The organism is Vibrio sp. 10N.286.49.E11, assembly GCF_041469505.1.
Lineage (GTDB): Bacteria > Pseudomonadota > Gammaproteobacteria > Enterobacterales > Vibrionaceae > Vibrio > Vibrio crassostreae_C.
Genome location: NZ_JBFRKQ010000006.1, coordinates 21,402 through 38,065, shown reverse-complemented (window position 1 = coordinate 38,065; position 16,664 = coordinate 21,402). Strand labels below are relative to the sequence as shown.

The following is a 16,664-nucleotide window of genomic DNA, read 5'->3' as shown; positions in this document are numbered from 1 at the left end:
TAACCAAATCAGTGTCGGATTCACTATTTAACGAATAAGCCGAAGTCGATCTCTTGTTCTCTTTGATATTTCACCAGCTTCACTTTTAGGTCGTGTTTTACTGCTAAATCAATGGCTAAGCATGACATGCGTTTTATCTCATCAACGCAGCTTGATATCAGCGGTTTTTCTTGATTATCGATAGTGGCGATGAGTGTGTTTTCTGTGCCGTCGTTACCTGCGTAAATATACGCGTACATGTTGTTGTCGTGTTGCATAAACTTCCTAAAACGGGATTTCTAATTATTAGTGAGGTGAAGATTACAGGGTTTATTTAAGCAGGCTAGCTCGGCTAAGTAAGGTTAAGCAAGGGAAAGTAAGGCTTTGTAAGGGCTCTTTTTTTTCTTTTTTCTGGCGTTCGAAAACGTGCTCAACCCTTTGTTTGTCTCACTTTTTTGTCTTGTTAGGTTTTGCCTATCAATAAAATTGTTGAAATCCATTTAGTAAAATCAAGATTTTAGACAACAATTAACTTAACAAGATAGAAAATATATGACGCAAAGTATTTAGGGAGAACGCAATGCATTCTATTAAAGTGAAAGATTACATGACGCAGCAGGTTGTGACATTTACTCCTGATATGCCGTTAAGTCTAGCGTTAGACAAAGTGATGCGTAGCCACCATATGGGTGGGCCCGTAATCGATGATAATGAACAAGTGATTGGCTTCCTTTCAGAGCAGGATTTACTCGAGAAACTTGTGAAGGTCAGTTACTTCTGCCAAGACACACACCTTGTGGGTGACTGTATGTACCAAGAAGTGCTGTCGGTGTCACCTGACTTATCCATTATTGAATTGGCGGACATGATGCAGGTTGGAAAACCTAAAGCATACCCTGTGATCGATAATCGAAAACTGGTGGGTATTATCACCAGAACTGATGTTTTGAGAGCAATTGGCAAGAACTTGGAAGAATGCTTCAAACATCAGGTATAGTAGCGTGTTAAGAACGATTATTTTTCTCAATACTCTCAATTGAAAAAAGGCGCACTAGCGCCTTTTTTCTGTATAGCGCTTTTCTTGGTCGATCCTCTCTTTGTGGATCCCGAGCCTGTTGAACAGTTGAACAGCTAATTGGGCTTTAGCTCTTGGGTATTCCAACTTTTGGAGGTTTCATGTCAAATCAAACGGCAAAGTTTGTTGAAGGTTCAACGATGCGCCACATATTGGTGATGTCGGGGGCTGGCTCTGTCGGTTTGATGGCGTTATTTGTGGTCGACTTACTCGACATGCTGTTTATCAGTATGCTCGGACAGGTCGAATTGGCTGCTGCGGTAGGCTTTGCAGGTACGCTGACTTTCTTTTCTACCTCCGTTTCTATCGGTACTTCCATTGCCATGGGCGCATTAGTGTCCAAAGCCATCGGCTCAAAGAATCAAGAGCACGCTCGAAACCTAAGCACCAGTATCATGCTGACTGCGTTTGTTATCAGTTCGACCATAACTGCAATCATGTTCGCTTATATTCCAGAGCTGCTAGCCGCGATAGGCGCCAAAGGGATTGCGGCCGAGCGTGCTCAAGCTTACCTACAGATTTTGCTACCAAGTGGTCCATTTTTGGCGTTAGCGATGGCGGCGGGTGCGGGCTTAAGAGCGGCAGGCGATGCCAAACGTTCGATGTGGGCGACTTTGTCGGGCGGCATTGTTAACGCGATTCTCGATCCTCTGTTTATTTTTGGTTTTGGTTGGAACATCGAAGGGGCGGCTATCGCTTCGGTTGTCGCTCGTTTCTCGGTGCTATTCTTTTCGCTTTATCCTCTTATTCGCAGCCATCAGCTGGTGGCTCCGCCTTCTTTGGTGCAATGGCGCCTTAATATTCGACCAATATTGGCGATTGCGCTGCCTGCGATTATCACCAATACCGCAACGCCTATCGGTAACGCGATTGTGACAACGGGTATCGCACAATATGGTGAGGACTTTGTCGCGGGCTTTGCGGTGATAGGTCGTCTGACGCCAGTTTGTTTTGCGGTTATCTTTGCCTTGTCAGGCGCTGTGGGGCCAATTATTGGTCAGAACTTTGGTGCAGAACGTATGGACAGAGTAAAAGAAACACTCAATAACTCACTGCTGGTTACTACGGCATACACCATCGCTGTTTGTATTCTGTTGTACTTCGTTCAAGGTTATGTCATTCAAGGCTTTAGCTTACAAGGTGATGCAGCAATCATTGTGGCGGCTTTCTGTACTTATGTGGCGTTAACCTTCACCTTTAACGGCGCGCTATTTGTTGCCAACACCTCTTTTAATAACCTAGGTAAACCGCTTTACTCGACAGCACTGAATTTGGGTAAAGCCACGTTAGGTACTCTGCCGTTCGTCTATCTAGGTTCGGAGTGGTATGGCGCTTTGGGTGTTCTCTATGGTCAAGCTTTGGGTAATGTTCTGTTCGGGATTTTAGGTATCTTGGTGCTTCGACATCATATCGCTGAGCTGATGCAAGGCTCTCAAGTCGACCCAGTGGAAGATGATGTGTCGATTGTCAGCTTGAACACACAGCCATTCTGTTCACACGATGCGGTGCTTATTGATGATGTATCGGCTAACCGTGAAGAGTGTGCGGAGCTTAAATCTCATTAAGGCATCGGCGCTGGCATAATATTTTTGTTTTCTTGAAAACTTCTTCTTGACCTTGGAGTAACCTCCAAGGTTTATACTTTTGATGAACTTAAGGTTCTGTTGCTCGTGAGTTAGCAACAACCTCAAGGCTTTTGAGTATTAAGGAGATACATTATGTGCGCAAAACATGCAGCGTGCCGCTCAGCAAAAGTGGACGTTCAACCTCAAGCGGCAGGAGCAAGTTGCTCTAGCCCTAAAATTTCAAGCATCACAGCAGCTAGCGTTTCGTCAGGATGTTGCAGCTCTTCTGTAGCGGCGTCATCGTCTGGAGATGATTGTTGTAGTTCGTCGGATAGTGGAGAAGAAGACAGTCAGCCCTCAACTTTATCTCTCGATGCCCAATTTTCCAAAAGTTGGTTGGTTGCCGGAATGGACTGCCCAGCTTGTGCAAGAAAAATAGAAAACGCGATCAGTAACATTGACGGTGTGATTCAAGCGAAGGTTCTCTTTGCTACCGAAAAACTGGTTGTGAAATTCGATAATGAAAGTCTTGCTAACACCATTGAACAAGTCTCTATCAAAACCGGCTTTCCATTAACGGAAGTGGGTTCTAAGAAAGAAAAACAACAACCAGAGACCTTTTGGCAAGCTCATATTCAACCCAATTTACAGATCATAGCGATTGCAGCCGCAATGCTGTTCGCTGCGCTTCTGAAAAGTACTTCTCCTCAATTAAGTGAAGGCTTATTCACTGTCACCTGTTTACTCGGTTTATACCCGGTAGCTAAGAAAGCCGTGCAATTGGCTCGCTCGGGTACGCCTTTTGCCATCGAAACCTTAATGAGTGTTGCCGCGCTGGGTGCTTTGTACCTTGGCGAAACTGCGGAAGCAGCGATGGTTCTATTGTTGTTCTTGATTGGTGAGCGCTTAGAAGCGTTTGCTTCATCAAGAGCAAGAAGTGGCGTTCAAGCGCTAATGGCATTGGTACCAGAAAACTCGACTAAGATCATCAACGGCGAGCGTGTAGAAGTAGCAGTCAGTGAACTGGTTCCAGGTGATGTGATTGAAGTGGCCGCGGGCTCTCGTTTACCTGCTGACGGCCAATTGATTACAGACGCGGCAAGCTTTGATGAAAGTGCGTTAACCGGTGAATCTGTTCCTGTTGAACACATCGAAGGCAATAGCATCATGGCTGGCGCTGTGGTGGTCGATAAAGTGGTTCGTATCACCATCACTTCAAAACAGGGTGAGAACGCGATCGATCGCATTCTTCATCTGATTGAAGAAGCAGAGTCTCGTAAAGCACCACTAGAGCGATTCCTCGATAAGTTCAGCCGTTGGTACACACCGTTAATGATGGTAGTGGCTCTGTTGGTCATCATCACACCACCATTGTTGTTTGCGCAGCCATGGGAAACATGGGTTTACCGTGGCCTAGCGCTATTGTTGATTGCTTGTCCGTGTGCCTTGGTTATCTCGACTCCTGCAGCGATTACCTCTGGCTTAGCAGCAGCAGCGAAACGTGGCGCGCTCATTAAAGGCGGCGCAGCGCTAGAGCAGCTTGGTAAAATCCAAACCATCGCCTTCGATAAGACAGGCACACTGACCGAAGGTAAGCCTCAGGTTACGGATATTCAACCTCTATCGGGGTGGCAACAAGACGCGATGCTGCGTGTGGTTGGGGCGATTGAAGTTGGCTCTACTCACCCGTTGGCGCAGTCACTTGTCGCTAGAGTAAAAGACCTGAATATTGAGATTCCTGAATCACACAACAAGAAAGCGTTGATTGGTAGTGGTGTTGAAGGGGATGTTGATGGTGTTAAGTATCAGGTTCTGTCACCGTCTAAAGTCACGTTCGAACTTGGTGCCGATGTGGTTTCTCAGGTAGAAGCATTAGAAGGTGAGGGCAAGACGGTTGTGGTTGCTCTTGAGGTTAAAGATCAAGAAGAATCAACAGAGCAAGCTACGACGGTGATTGGTCTGATTGCTTGGCAAGATACGTTACGCAGTGACGCTAAGCTTGCGATTGAACGACTTAATGAATTAGGTATTCAATCTATCATGTTGACCGGCGATAATCCGCGCAGTGCAGCAGCGATCAGTAGCAAGATTGGTATGCAGTACAAGGCAAGCCTATTGCCAAGCGACAAGGTATCTTACGTTGAGGAGTTATCTCAACAGTCGCACGTGGCGATGGTCGGTGATGGCATTAATGATGCACCAGCAATGAAAACGGCGAATGTCGGCATCGCAATGGGTGGTGGTACGGATGTCGCTTTGGAAACGGCGGATTCAGCACTGACTCATAACCGTTTAACTGAGCTGCCAGCGATGATTGAACTGTCGCAAGCGACCATGAACAACATCCGTCAAAACGTAGCCCTTGCGCTTGGTTTGAAGGTCGTATTCTTGGTGACAAGCTTGTTAGGTATTACCGGTTTGTGGGTGGCAGTTTTAGCGGATAGTGGTGCAACTGCATTGGTGACATTGAACGCATTGCGTCTGCTTCGATTTAAATCTAAAGCGGACTAAATCGAGCTCACCGACATAGAGCATTCTTAATATAAAAGCGCCTTTAGCGGTAATACGTTAAAGGCGCTTTTTGTCTCATTAGTATGCAACATAGGCGTGCGGATTGCTTATTTTTGTGATGCCAATCGGTTTTTTGTGAAACTTGAATTATTGTTGCGATCATTCATGTGACATGTGTCACTTCATTTTGTAATGAGCTTGGTTAGAGTGTGTTCGTACCCCACGAATTTACTATGAGCTTAAATAAGGGTAAAAAGCCCAATAAGCCAAAAGGAGCGAACTATGTCTCAAGCTGTTTTCCACTTAGGTGTTACTGAAGCAGATCTTAACGGTGCTACTCTTGCGATCATCCCTGGTGATCCTGCTCGTGTGCAAAAAATTGCAGAAGAGATGGAGAACCCAGTATTCCTTGCTAGTCACCGTGAATACACGCTTTACCGCGCAGAGCTAGACGGCAAACCAGTTGTTGTATGTTCAACAGGTATTGGTGGTCCATCGACTTCTATCGCAGTTGAAGAGCTTGCTCAACTTGGTGTTCGCACTTTCCTACGTGTTGGTACGACTGGTGCTATCCAACCTCACGTAAACGTGGGTGACATGATTGTTTCTACAGGTTCTGTTCGTCTAGACGGCGCTAGCCTACACTTTGCTCCTATGGAGTTCCCAGCAGTGGCTGACTTTGAAGTTGCAACAGCAATGAAAGCGGCAGTTGATGAATCAGGTGCAACAGTTCACATGGGCGTAACGGCATCAAGCGATACGTTCTACCCAGGTCAAGAGCGTTACGACACGTTCTCTGGTCGCGTTGTTAAGCGCTTCCAAGGCTCTATGCAAGAATGGCAAGACATGGGCGTTCTAAACTTCGAGATGGAATCTGCAACACTGCTAACTATGTGTGCAAGTTCTGGTCTGAAAGCAGGTTGTGTTGCTGGTGTAATCATCAACCGTACTCAAAAAGAGACGCCTGATCACGACACTCTAAAAGTAACAGAAGCACGTTCAATCAAAGTGGTTGTAGAAGCCGCTCGTAAAATGCTTTAAGTCTTAAAGTGCTCTGAGTTTTAGAGAGCATTAAGTCTTCAAGTGACATTAAATTTTGAAAATGGCCGCATCGTATGATGCGGCCATTTTTTTGTGCCGTCTGAAAGTAATCAATAGAGAAAACAGACAACAAAAAAGGCGAGTGATTTAATCGTCATTCGCCTTTTTAACAATCTGCTTAAGAGCATTGAGCTCTCATGAGCTTATTGGTTTTTAGCACTCTAGATCTTCACTGCCACCCGCAGCTGTAAACCATGCCGTTAGGTGTGTTTTAAGATCTTTCAATTCGTCAGGGCCAATCAATGCAAGGCCAAGATCTTCAGCTCGTGTGATGTCGTTATGGCGAAGAGGGCGGAAGCTCACTAACATTGCACGTGCTTGTAGGCCACCTAGCAGGTCTCTAAGCGATTCCAGTTTGTACAAGGTGTCATCACCATCATCACGCATGCCTTTGGTCTTACATTCGATGATGTGCAGCTTATTGTTCACCACAGAGGCAACATCAAGCTCGTTACGAACCTCACGTTCACCCAGTTGACGGTATACCTGAACATTCAAAGAACGGTCTTGAATGGTCGGCATGTCATCTTGGATCTGCTTAACTGTGCTGTGAACCAATGTTTCAAGCCATTCACCGTTTGAGAAGCGGCGCGCGTCTTCGTTGGCAAAGGTCAAAATACCATTGTCGTAAGTCGCAATTTTAGCTTCAACCAAATCGCTCAACAGCATGTTGAGCTCGCGATAGCCTTGTTGCTTCTCAGATAGGCCTACATCAAGTTTTTGTTCTTTACGGCAGGTCGTTGCTAGGTAGTTCAATGTCGCAAGGCCAGGGCCTAGTTCGAGTGCGTTACTTGCCCAACGTTCACCCAGTTCATAAAGTTTCTGATCCAGTTGCGGAGACAGCTGAACATCGCTGAATTCACCGCGAGCACCGAACACAGTTAGGTAGTCGTCGATAGTGATGCGGTCTTGAACTTGTGCGTCTTCTTTACCATTAGGGTACAACCAGCAAAGCTTGTCGCTATTTGGTTCAACCACGAAGATTGGCCAGTGGTAAGTACGGAATACTTCGTACACAGAAAGTAGGCGGTGACGGAGGCCACAACTTGCGTTGAGCTTCACTTCTTGACCGCGTGCTTTGAGGTCTTCGGCAAGGGTTTGGATAGATTCTTTAATGACAGATGTATTTACGATGGTCGGAATTTCGAAAAACTCACTCGTAATGTCGCGCTTGTGCAAAACGCTGTCTAAACGTTTGTACATACTGACTTGATTTTTGTCACCGATAAACACGATGTGAGTGCTGACCGTTCGGTTATCAAGTAATGGGGTGAGCAAGCGAATGGGGTCTTGATCGATAATGCCAACATGAACAGCCATATAAATTCCTTAATAGCGGCTCGCTCATAAAGGTGAAAGAAAAAACGGGAAGCAGCAAGCCTTAATAATCATATAATGACAAAGCTCATAAAAAACAAGGGCAACCCTTGATAAAAGTTGCCCTAGCTCAATTAGTCACCACTATTGGGTAAGAAGTCTCAACAATCTCACTAAATATCTATCGATTCTTCATTTATCTATAGTTTGAATTGATGTACTAAATCACCTTGCTGATTCGCCAAAATTGTTAGGTTTTGGCTTGCCTCCGCAATTGAAGACATCGCTTGGTAACTCTTATCTGCGATGTGGTTGATGTCTTCGATGTTGCGTGCAATATCACCAGACGTTTCACTCTGCTCAGCGGCTGCTTGAGAGATGTGTGTACTCATGTGGCTGATCTCTAGAATCAAGGCTTGGATCTCTTCCATCGCACTGTTTGCACTTGAAGCTTGTTGAACCGACATGTCCATATCGCTCATACAGCTTTCAATTACGTTACTTGCAGTTTTCGAGCTTGATTGCAGATTGCTGATCATAGTCTCGATTTCAGAGGTTGATTGAGTGGTCTTCTGTGCTAGCACTCGTACTTCATCGGCAACGACTGCAAAACCACGACCTTGTTCACCTGCACGCGCTGCTTCGATTGCCGCATTAAGTGCAAGTAGGTTGGTCTGTTCAGCAATACCACGAATAACGTCAAGGATTGAACCAATCTGGCTACTCATCTGTTGTAGCTCGCCTACAGCGCCCACTGATTCAGTAAGGCGAACTTCAAGCTGATTAATGGTGCTGATGTTGGTGTTCATGATCTGACGACCAGACTCAGAAGCCGATTCTACTTGTTGAACCATGGTGAGTGAGCTTTGCGCGCTGTTCGCCACTTCTTGTACAGAATGAGACATCTCTGTCATTGCGGTCGCAACAGTCGCGGTTTGCTCACGTTGGCTGTTCAATTGAGCCTGCGTTTCAGATGACGTCTTCTGGTTGACGCTTGCAGTCTTAGTTAAGTCATCTGAAGCATCATTCAACTTCACAAGGATATTGTGCAGGTTGTCAGCCAAGGTGTTGATGTGACGGCTCACGCGGCTGAATTCGTTGTCGTAGCGAATATCGATACGCTGAGTCATATCACCTTCAGTTAGACCTTCTAATGTACCGAGGATGCGAGTTAATGGCTCTCGTACGCTGTGTGCAATGTGGTAACCAATCGCAGCAGCGAACACAGTCACAACAATGCCAATGGCAATCGCGTTGAATAGGCCTTTGTCGTAGATGCTGCTTGCGTCAGCGAGTGATGAGTTAAGTTGCTCTTCAGCGGTCACGTTGAATGAGTCCAAAACAGCCATCGCTTGGTCAACTTCTAGAGCTAGGTTAGCGATGTTCACGTACAACGCTTGTTTGGCTTGTAGGTAGTTGTTGTGTTTGTCTAGTACGCCACCTTTCTGACCAACGTCTTTGGTGAACTTCTGAACCGACTCATCGAAGACATTTTTAAGTGCTGGTAGTTGTGTTGATAGACTTCGATAAGCGTAGTTAAGATGAGTAACGGCCTTTTTGTTTTGGTTAACGGCTTTTTGAACGAAGGCAACATCAGAGCTAGCAAGTGCATCAGAGGTAATAACTTCTGCGTCTTGCAGTTTGATGAAGTAGCTCTTTGCCATCACTTTTACAGAGATGCTTTTTTGGTCGGCAACGTACTCTTTCATACCAACGGTTAATTCTGAATGTAAGCGTTGGAAGTCACGAGACGCTTTTTGTACTTGTTCTTGTGCTTCGAACATCGCGACGTAGTTGTTCATCGCTTCGTCAGCTTCGGCGAAGTAGCGTTCTTCCATTGCTCTTAATTGCGCGATACGTTCAACAAGTGAAGCATTGTTTTGGCTTGCCGCTTCTAAACTACCGAGAACTTCTGAAAACGAGTTTTGTGATGCAGCAAATTCTGTACGCATTGCAGACATGCGTTCAGCGTTTTGTGTGGTTAAGAAATCTTTGAATGACTTATCAGCAGAAAGCAATTGAACACTCGTTTGATTTGAAAGCGCGACAAGTGGTAATGAGGTTTCTGAGACACTCTCAAAATTGCTGTGTATCTGATTCATGCTGTTCATCATGATGGTTATCGTGACTGCGAACATGATGATGATCAGTGCGAAACCAGCGTACATACGCTTGATCACAGATCCCTTCATGGCTTTCTCCCTAAATAAAAATGCAGACCTAATGTCAGGTCAAAGTAAAACTAACAAAATTATCAGCATTCTATTGAGCTCGGCTTACGCATTTTATGACGCACACGTCAAAAATAGCACTCAGTTATAACCAACATGCCATTCTTGAGAGCTAAGGCTCGTTTTCTTTGATTTGAACGGTGTTTTTTATTATGCTTTAAAGCAGATTTATTGTGGTTTGATGCGGCATAGCGCATACTCAAAGCATTAAAAAATAAATGTTTTATCGGAGAGAAACATGGCTGAAGAAACCATTTTTACTAAGATCATCAACAAAGAAATCCCAGCAGATCTACTATACCAAGACGATTTAGTAACCGCATTTCGCGATATTAACCCTCGCGCGCCAAGCCATATCCTAATCATCCCAAACAAGCTGATTCCGACAACTAACGATGTTGAAGTCCAAGATGAAGCGATGATGGGGCGCATGTTTACTGTTGCTCGCAAGTTAGCAAAAGAAGAGGGCATTGCAGAAGATGGCTATCGTCTTATCGTGAACTGTAACTCTCACGGTGGCCAAGAGGTTTATCATATTCACATGCACTTGGTTGGCGGCCGTCCACTTGGCCCCCTATTAATGAGCTAATAAAAAGTTAATGAGCTAATGAAAAGCTAACGAGTTAATGAAAGCTAATGAGCTAGTTTAAACGCGCTCATTAGTGGGTTAACACAAGTAGTTAGTTGGAAAATTTGTAGTTTGTATGCCAACTTTAAGTTCTATCTGTTGTCTGAATATCGGCATCGCCTAGGCAGAGGCTAAATCAGTAGGGTTTCAACTGGCTTGAGATCCTTTTTACAACGCGTTTCGTTTTGATAATGAGACCATTAAAGGTCAGCAGACCCTAATAAAGTAGGCATTTTAAACATGCACGGAGACGATAAGTGAAGCAACAGTTTAGATTCGCTTCCATTGCCCTGTTATCGGCGTTGACCGTAGGTTGTGCGAGTATGTCTGCAGGAAGCCTGTTCAGTCATTACAGCGCACAAAACAAAGCGATCTACCAAGCCGTTAAATCTGGAGATTATTCAGAGGCTCAGCAAGAGCTACCAGATTACGCGGCAGGCGACATCCTTGATAACTTTGAAAGAGGCAGAATTAATCTGCTGGATCAAAAATACCCTGAGAGTAAGGCTTCGTTTGAAGTGGCTGATCAGGCGGTTACTGAGCAGCAACGCAAAGCCGTGATCTCAATCTCAGACAGTGCAACCAGTGTGGGTGCGTTGGCTGTGAATGACAATATTACCGAGTATGTGCCAGCCGATTACGAGTTGGGCTTTCTTCATCTGTATCTCGGTTTAAATTACCTCAAGAAAAACGATTTAGAAGGTGCGGTGATCGAAATGCGTCGCGCCAACCAAGTTCAAGAACAAGCGAAGAAGCAACGCGAGGCTGAGTTAGACAAAGCAGCCAGCGATGCGAAGAAGCAAGGCTTGTCTGCCAATGTGGGTAGCATCCTTGCCAATTACCCTGATGCGGGTAAGAAACTGCAGTCAGTACAGAATGCGTATCTGATGTTCTTGTCTGGTCTGCTTTATGAAGCGTCAAATGATTTAAACAGCGCCTACGTTGACTATCGTCGTGCTTTGGCTGTGATGCCAGATAACCAAGAAATCATCGATAGAACCATGGCAACAGCCGCTCGTTTAGGGATGCGACAAGATTTAGCAACATTAGAAAAACGCTATAAGCAATCTTCTAAACTTAGTGCAGGTGAAGGGCGAGTGATTGTTCTTCAAGAGCAGAGCGCTGTGCAAGCTATGGACAGTTGGCGACTGGATTTGCCTGTTTATGACAGTCGCGATCAGGGGGCAATATACTCTCTTGCGCTGCCATATTACCCAAGTCAAAACGTAGAGCGTTTTTCTGCCTTGCGAATCAGCGGACAGCCGCTACAAGAACATTTGATCACTGATGTAAACGCGATGGCGCAGAACGATCTATCGGAACGTATGACAAGCATTGTTATTCGCCAAGCGCTACGTGTAGTCGCGAAAGATCGCATTCGAAAAGAAGCAACCAAAGGCGATGATGTCGGTAATATTCTGTTCAACGTGTGGAACACACTGACAGAGCAACCAGACACTCGCAGTTGGCAATCATTACCTGCAGAGATTAAGAGCAGTACGTTTGTAGCAAATAGCGGTCAATATACGTTGGAAGCGGGCGCTAAAACGTACGACTTTGATATTCGAGAAGGGCAGACCACCTTGGTGTGGATTTCTCGACAAGGAAACAATGCAACAATGTGGCATAAACAGCTAGGGAGGCTGTAATGAAAAAGTGGTTAGTGAGCTTAGCAGCGGTTATGGCTCTGGCTGGTTGTGCTGATAATACAGCTGGCGTAAGGGTCGATAGTCTGACTCAGAACGTTTTCTTTGGTGACAAGGTATTGGGCAGCCGTTTACAGGTTGAAGATATTCGCACCGATCTGGTCGACGGTCATACGCGAGGAATCGTTCGTTTAAACAGTAACTATAAAGGCGATCAACATATTCTTTATCGTTTTTACTGGTACGACGATGCCGGGCTTGAGGTCAACCTTAAACAAGGTCCTTGGAAGCAAGCGATTGTTCGTGGTTTTGAAAGTATTTCGTTGTCGGAAGTGTCGGTAAACCCGAAAGCGACTCAGTTCAGAGTCCAGTTCCGAGAGCAGTAAGTTAGATTAAACGGGTCTCATGATTCGTAAATACAAGAATTTGAGAGTGTGGGTAACCCCGCTCAGTGATAAGTTGAGGAAACAAAATGAAAAAGAGTGTCATTGCGCTACTAGGTTTAGCGGTTATTTTAGGCGGTTGTTCAAACAAGGTAAGCTACGGTGATGCACAAGCAGTAGAAACCACGACAATCGATTTCGGTTCAACTGACCTTCAAACGATTGCGGGTGAAATGGTCGATAGCATGATGGCGTCTGGTTCTGTGTCTTACATTACTCGTGAACAGCGTCCAATCGTGTTTGTAGAGCGAATCAAGAACAAAACAAGTGAGCACATCGATACTGAGTCAATCACTGACACTATCAGTACTAAGATGCTGAACTCTGGTAAGTTCCGTTTCGTTGATATGGACCGTGTAGAGTCTGTTCGTGACCAATTGAACTTCCAAAACAACGATGAGCTTGTAAACCAAAGTTCAGCGATTCAATTCGGTAAAATGGTTGGTGCTCAGTACATGCTGTACGGCAACCTATCAAGCATCGTTAAGAAAGACGGTAGCGACGAAGACGTTTACTACAAAATGACGATGCGTCTAATGGATCTTGAGTCTGGCTTGATTGAATGGGCTGACGAGACTGAAATCCGTAAGCAACAATCTAAGAGCCTACTAGGCCTTTAATTTCGCTTACTTGCCAACTAAACGCAGCCAGTTTTGACAGCGTCTAGTCTTGGCAGCGCATAGCTTGGCCACACAGAGCTTGGTCACACGCCAATGCAGTGCATGATGTGCTGTTTATGAAGAGACACTGGCTTTTGGTCAGTGTCTTTTTTGTGGGGAAATGAAGACGTTTATAGGGCAGTTAAGACGTTTATAGGGAGTAAATATGGCAATTTTTTCTTGGTCTGAGGCTAAGCTTCTTGATACCAGTTTGAGTTCGCTTGATGGTTACTTTTCTGAGCCACCTGTTAGAGCTCAAACGCTGACCGGCGGGTTGACTAATCGATGTTGGAAGTTGGTGTTAGCCGATGGCACTGCGTATGTTTGGCGTCCAATCACTCCCATCACCAAAGCCTTCTTTATCTCTCGTCATGAAGAGTATCAAGTGCTTTCCGCAATTGAGCGTCTAGGTATTGGACCAAGTCCAATAGTGGTCAATGAGCAAGGCTTATTGGTTGAATGGATTGCGGGTGAGACGCTTTACGAAGGCTTAGAGCTTGATGATTTGTTGAAGACTCTGATCTCGGTGCATTTGGTTAATACCGCGCGATTACCACTCCAACCGTTCAGTTTCACAGCGCGAGTCGATCATTACTGGCTCCAACTTGATGCGATTCATAAGACTGAAACCTGCACCAAGATTTATCAAGAGTGGCGCGTGGCTCCAAGTATCCCAAATGTTGACCTGTCTTTGTGCCATTTTGATTTAGGTGGTTATAACCTAGTGAGAAATAGCGATGGGATTAAGATTATTGATTGGGAATATGCAGCATTAGCAGACCCTAGACTTGATCTTACGCTGACCATTGCTGTTGCAGGGTTACCGGTTGCTGAAGCCGTTAACAAGTACTGTCAGCTGCGAGGCATCCATGATGTTCAGCCTTGGCTCGATGGGGTAGAAGCATGGTTACCAAGAAGCCAGATGATGGCGATGCTATGGTATTTACTTGCTCATCAGCTCTGGGGCGATGAAAGTTATCTGCGTGAAGCAGAGGCGCTGAGTAACACTTTATGTAGCTAGGATCACGTTTAGGAAGTGAAAAATATAATTTCGTTCGTGTTCCCTTTAAAACCTTATTTTTCATGTTAGATTAATTAAAACGTACCAATATTCAACAAGGAGGTACTAATGATTATTTATCTACATGGCTTCGACTCAACTAGCCCGGGCAATCACGAAAAAATACTGCAGTTGCAATTCATTGATGATGACGTTCGTTTCATCAACTACAGTACTTTGCATCCAAAACACGATATGCAGCATCTGCTAAAAGAAGTGCATAAGGTGATAGAGCAATCCGATGATCCGCATCCCATTATTTGTGGTGTAGGTTTAGGTGGTTTTTGGTCTGAGCGTATTGGTTTCTTATGTGGGATTAAGCAGGTGGTGTTCAACCCTAATCTGCACCCTGAGAACAACATGGTAGGTCGAATTGACCGTCCAGAAGAGTACGAAGACATCGCAACTAAATGTGTTGCTCAGTACCGTATGAAAAACAAAGGACGCTGTTTAGTGGTGCTTTCTCGTGAAGATGAAATTCACGACAATACCAAAACAGCTGCCGCGCTAGAAGATTACTATGATGTAATCTGGGATGAGAAAGAGAGTCATAAATTCAAAAAGATCTCTCAACATCTTCAAGCAATGAAAGCGTTCAAAAACGCTTAATCAATCCAGATGTTTTATAAAAGCAGTGCTCAATGAGTGCTGCTTTTTCACATCTGAATCTTAGAGACTGGTATTGATAAAGTAGTTGTATATGTTTTATCGGTCGGTTTGTGCATTTATAGATCAGTTTGCGCAAACGTTAACTAATTAGTCGCGAATCCTCATTGAGGGTAAGGATTTTTTTGTTGCGGTCATCTTTTTGCTATATATAATGTTCCCAAGCAAAATATTTTGACAAATATCAAAAAAAATTGAGAGCGAGTGAAAAAACTTGCCCATAATTTGTGTTCTGCCTCTCAGGTAGTCACCTTTTATATCCACGTGAGCAAAGCAACAAACCATTATTTGTTGTTTGTAACCCCTCTAACTACTCGGTGAGCTGTCGTTATTCTTTTTCGCGGTAACCCAATTTGTAACAGCCTTCGCATTCAAGGCCGAGTAGATACATAGAATTTATCGGTTGGAGTAATCGAGCCGAACCCCATTTATTCATTTTGTAGAGGATTGTCATTGTGACAAAAATTATCGTAGTAGGCGGCGGTGCTGGTGGTTTAGAACTAGCAACTAAGCTAGGCCGCACTTTAGGTCGTAAGAAACGTGCCCAGATTACTCTGGTAGACCGTAAAGCAAGCCACCTATGGAAACCATTACTTCATGAAGTAGCAACGGGCTCACTGGATGAAGGTGTTGATGCATTAAGCTACCGTGCGCACGCAAAAAACCATTACTTCGATTTCCAAATGGGCAGCCTGAACGACATCGATCGTGAGCGTAAAGTGATTGCACTAAGCGAGCTTACAGACGAGCACGGTGAACTGCTGATGCCAAGCCGTGAACTTGAATACGATATTCTAGTGATGGCGCTAGGCTCAACGTCAAACGACTTCAACACTCCAGGCGTTCGTGACAACTGTATTTTCCTTGATAGCCCAGAGCAAGCACACCGTTTCCGTACAGAAATGAACAATCAGTTCTTAAAGCTTCACGCTAAGAACGGTCAAGGCACGGTAGACATCGCGATTGTTGGTGCTGGTGCAACTGGTGTAGAGCTTTCTGCAGAGCTACACAACGCCGTTAAAGAACTTCGTACTTACGGCTTCGGCGACCTAGATTCAAGCAAGCTGAACGTAAACCTAGTTGAAGCGGGTGAGCGTATTCTTCCAGCTCTACCTCCTCGTATTTCAAGTGCAGCACACTCTGAGCTAACCAAGCTTGGTGTGAACGTTCGTACGAATACGATGGTGACTCAGGCGGATTCTGACGGCCTAACAACCAAAGATGGTGACAAGATCCCAGCTCAAATCATGGTATGGGCAGCAGGTATCAAAGCACCAGATTTCATGAAAGATATCGGTGGTCTTGAAACCAACCGTATCAACCAGTTGGTTGTGAAGAACACGCTGCAAACAACACTGGATGACAACATCTTTGCAATCGGTGACTTGGCGCAATGTACACAAGCAGACGGTTCATTCGTTCCGCCACGTGCACAAGCGGCTCACCAAATGGCAAGCTGTGCATTCAGCAACATCATTGCTAAGTTGAACGGTCGTGACCTGAAAGACTACATCTACAAAGACAAAGGCTCGCTAGTTTCACTTAGCCGTTTCTCTACGGTAGGTAGTTTGATGGGTAACCTGACGAAAGGCTCGATGATGGTCGAAGGTCGTATTGCTCGTGTGGTTTACATCTCTTTGTACCGCATGCACCAGATGGCGCTTCACGGCTTAATCAAAACATCACTGATGATGCTGGTTGGTCGTATTAACCGTGTACTTCGTCCAAACCTAAAGCTTCACTAATCAGGTAAGCTTTCTCAGAGCATTACGCTGATAATAAA

The 16,664-nt window shown here is 45.0% G+C and carries 14 protein-coding genes; 11 read left to right on the top strand and 3 right to left on the bottom strand.

The window, feature by feature from the left end; genetic code table 11:
* Positions 1-23: 23 nt before the first annotated feature.
* Positions 24-257 (bottom strand): hypothetical protein, encoded by a 234-nt coding sequence (locus AB4167_RS01750; protein WP_372136031.1) that lies wholly within the window; start codon positions 255-257, stop codon positions 24-26.
* A 302-nt stretch (positions 258-559) separates the two neighbouring features.
* On the opposite strand from AB4167_RS01750, the gene AB4167_RS01745 reads away from it, so the two are divergent.
* The 4 genes from AB4167_RS01745 to udp all read left to right on the top strand — a co-directional run bounded on the left by AB4167_RS01745 (position 560) and on the right by udp (position 6,171).
* Positions 560-976: a CBS domain-containing protein gene (locus AB4167_RS01745; RefSeq protein ID WP_017060213.1), complete on the top strand. Its 417-nt coding sequence runs from the start codon at positions 560-562 to the stop codon at positions 974-976.
* A 179-nt stretch (positions 977-1,155) separates the two neighbouring features.
* Positions 1,156-2,619 carry an MATE family efflux transporter gene (locus AB4167_RS01740; RefSeq protein WP_136982255.1) on the top strand — a complete coding sequence of 488 codons (1,464 nt, stop codon included), beginning with the start codon at positions 1,156-1,158 and terminating at the stop codon, positions 2,617-2,619.
* A 153-nt stretch (positions 2,620-2,772) separates the two neighbouring features.
* The gene (locus AB4167_RS01735; protein ID WP_372136030.1) at positions 2,773-5,130 is read left to right on the top strand and encodes a zinc/cadmium/mercury/lead-transporting ATPase; all 2,358 of its coding nucleotides are present in this window, start codon (positions 2,773-2,775) and stop codon (positions 5,128-5,130) included.
* A 282-nt stretch (positions 5,131-5,412) separates the two neighbouring features.
* Entirely contained in the window at positions 5,413-6,171 is a 759-nt protein-coding gene (gene udp / locus AB4167_RS01730) for a uridine phosphorylase (RefSeq protein ID WP_017065292.1), read from the top strand.
* A gap of 213 nt (positions 6,172-6,384) precedes the next feature.
* Here udp and AB4167_RS01725 read toward each other — a convergent pair whose 3' ends face one another.
* The gene (locus AB4167_RS01725) at positions 6,385-7,551 is read right to left on the bottom strand and encodes a DUF1887 family protein (RefSeq protein WP_017060218.1); all 1,167 of its coding nucleotides are present in this window, start codon (positions 7,549-7,551) and stop codon (positions 6,385-6,387) included.
* A gap of 197 nt (positions 7,552-7,748) precedes the next feature.
* Entirely contained in the window at positions 7,749-9,740 is a 1,992-nt protein-coding gene (locus tag AB4167_RS01720; RefSeq protein ID WP_102321272.1) for a methyl-accepting chemotaxis protein, read from the bottom strand.
* Positions 9,741-10,017: 277 nt separating this feature from the next.
* Here AB4167_RS01720 and hinT point away from each other — a divergent pair, with 277 nt between their 5' ends.
* The 7 genes from hinT to AB4167_RS01685 all read left to right on the top strand — a co-directional run bounded on the left by hinT (position 10,018) and on the right by AB4167_RS01685 (position 16,626).
* Complete coding sequence (hinT, locus tag AB4167_RS01715) at positions 10,018-10,368, top strand: purine nucleoside phosphoramidase (protein WP_017060220.1); 351 nt, start codon at positions 10,018-10,020, stop codon at positions 10,366-10,368.
* 296 nt (positions 10,369-10,664) lie between these two features.
* Positions 10,665-12,056: a COG3014 family protein gene (locus AB4167_RS01710; protein WP_017065296.1), complete on the top strand. Its 1,392-nt coding sequence runs from the start codon at positions 10,665-10,667 to the stop codon at positions 12,054-12,056.
* Positions 12,056-12,439: a YcfL family protein gene (locus tag AB4167_RS01705; protein WP_017060222.1), complete on the top strand. Its 384-nt coding sequence runs from the start codon at positions 12,056-12,058 to the stop codon at positions 12,437-12,439. Before AB4167_RS01710 ends, AB4167_RS01705 begins: the two co-directional genes overlap by 1 nt.
* 86 nt (positions 12,440-12,525) lie before the next feature.
* The gene (gene lpoB, locus AB4167_RS01700; protein ID WP_017107631.1) at positions 12,526-13,116 is read left to right on the top strand and encodes a penicillin-binding protein activator LpoB; all 591 of its coding nucleotides are present in this window, start codon (positions 12,526-12,528) and stop codon (positions 13,114-13,116) included.
* 205 nt (positions 13,117-13,321) lie between these two features.
* Positions 13,322-14,176 (top strand): phosphotransferase, encoded by an 855-nt coding sequence (locus AB4167_RS01695; protein ID WP_372136029.1) that lies wholly within the window; start codon positions 13,322-13,324, stop codon positions 14,174-14,176.
* 108 nt (positions 14,177-14,284) lie between these two features.
* A complete protein-coding gene (ycfP, locus tag AB4167_RS01690; RefSeq protein WP_009847155.1) occupies positions 14,285-14,824 on the top strand; it encodes an alpha/beta hydrolase YcfP in 540 nt (179 codons plus the stop codon).
* 512 nt (positions 14,825-15,336) lie between these two features.
* Entirely contained in the window at positions 15,337-16,626 is a 1,290-nt protein-coding gene (locus AB4167_RS01685) for an NAD(P)/FAD-dependent oxidoreductase (protein WP_009847154.1), read from the top strand.
* The last annotated feature ends 38 nt before the right edge of the window (positions 16,627-16,664 follow it).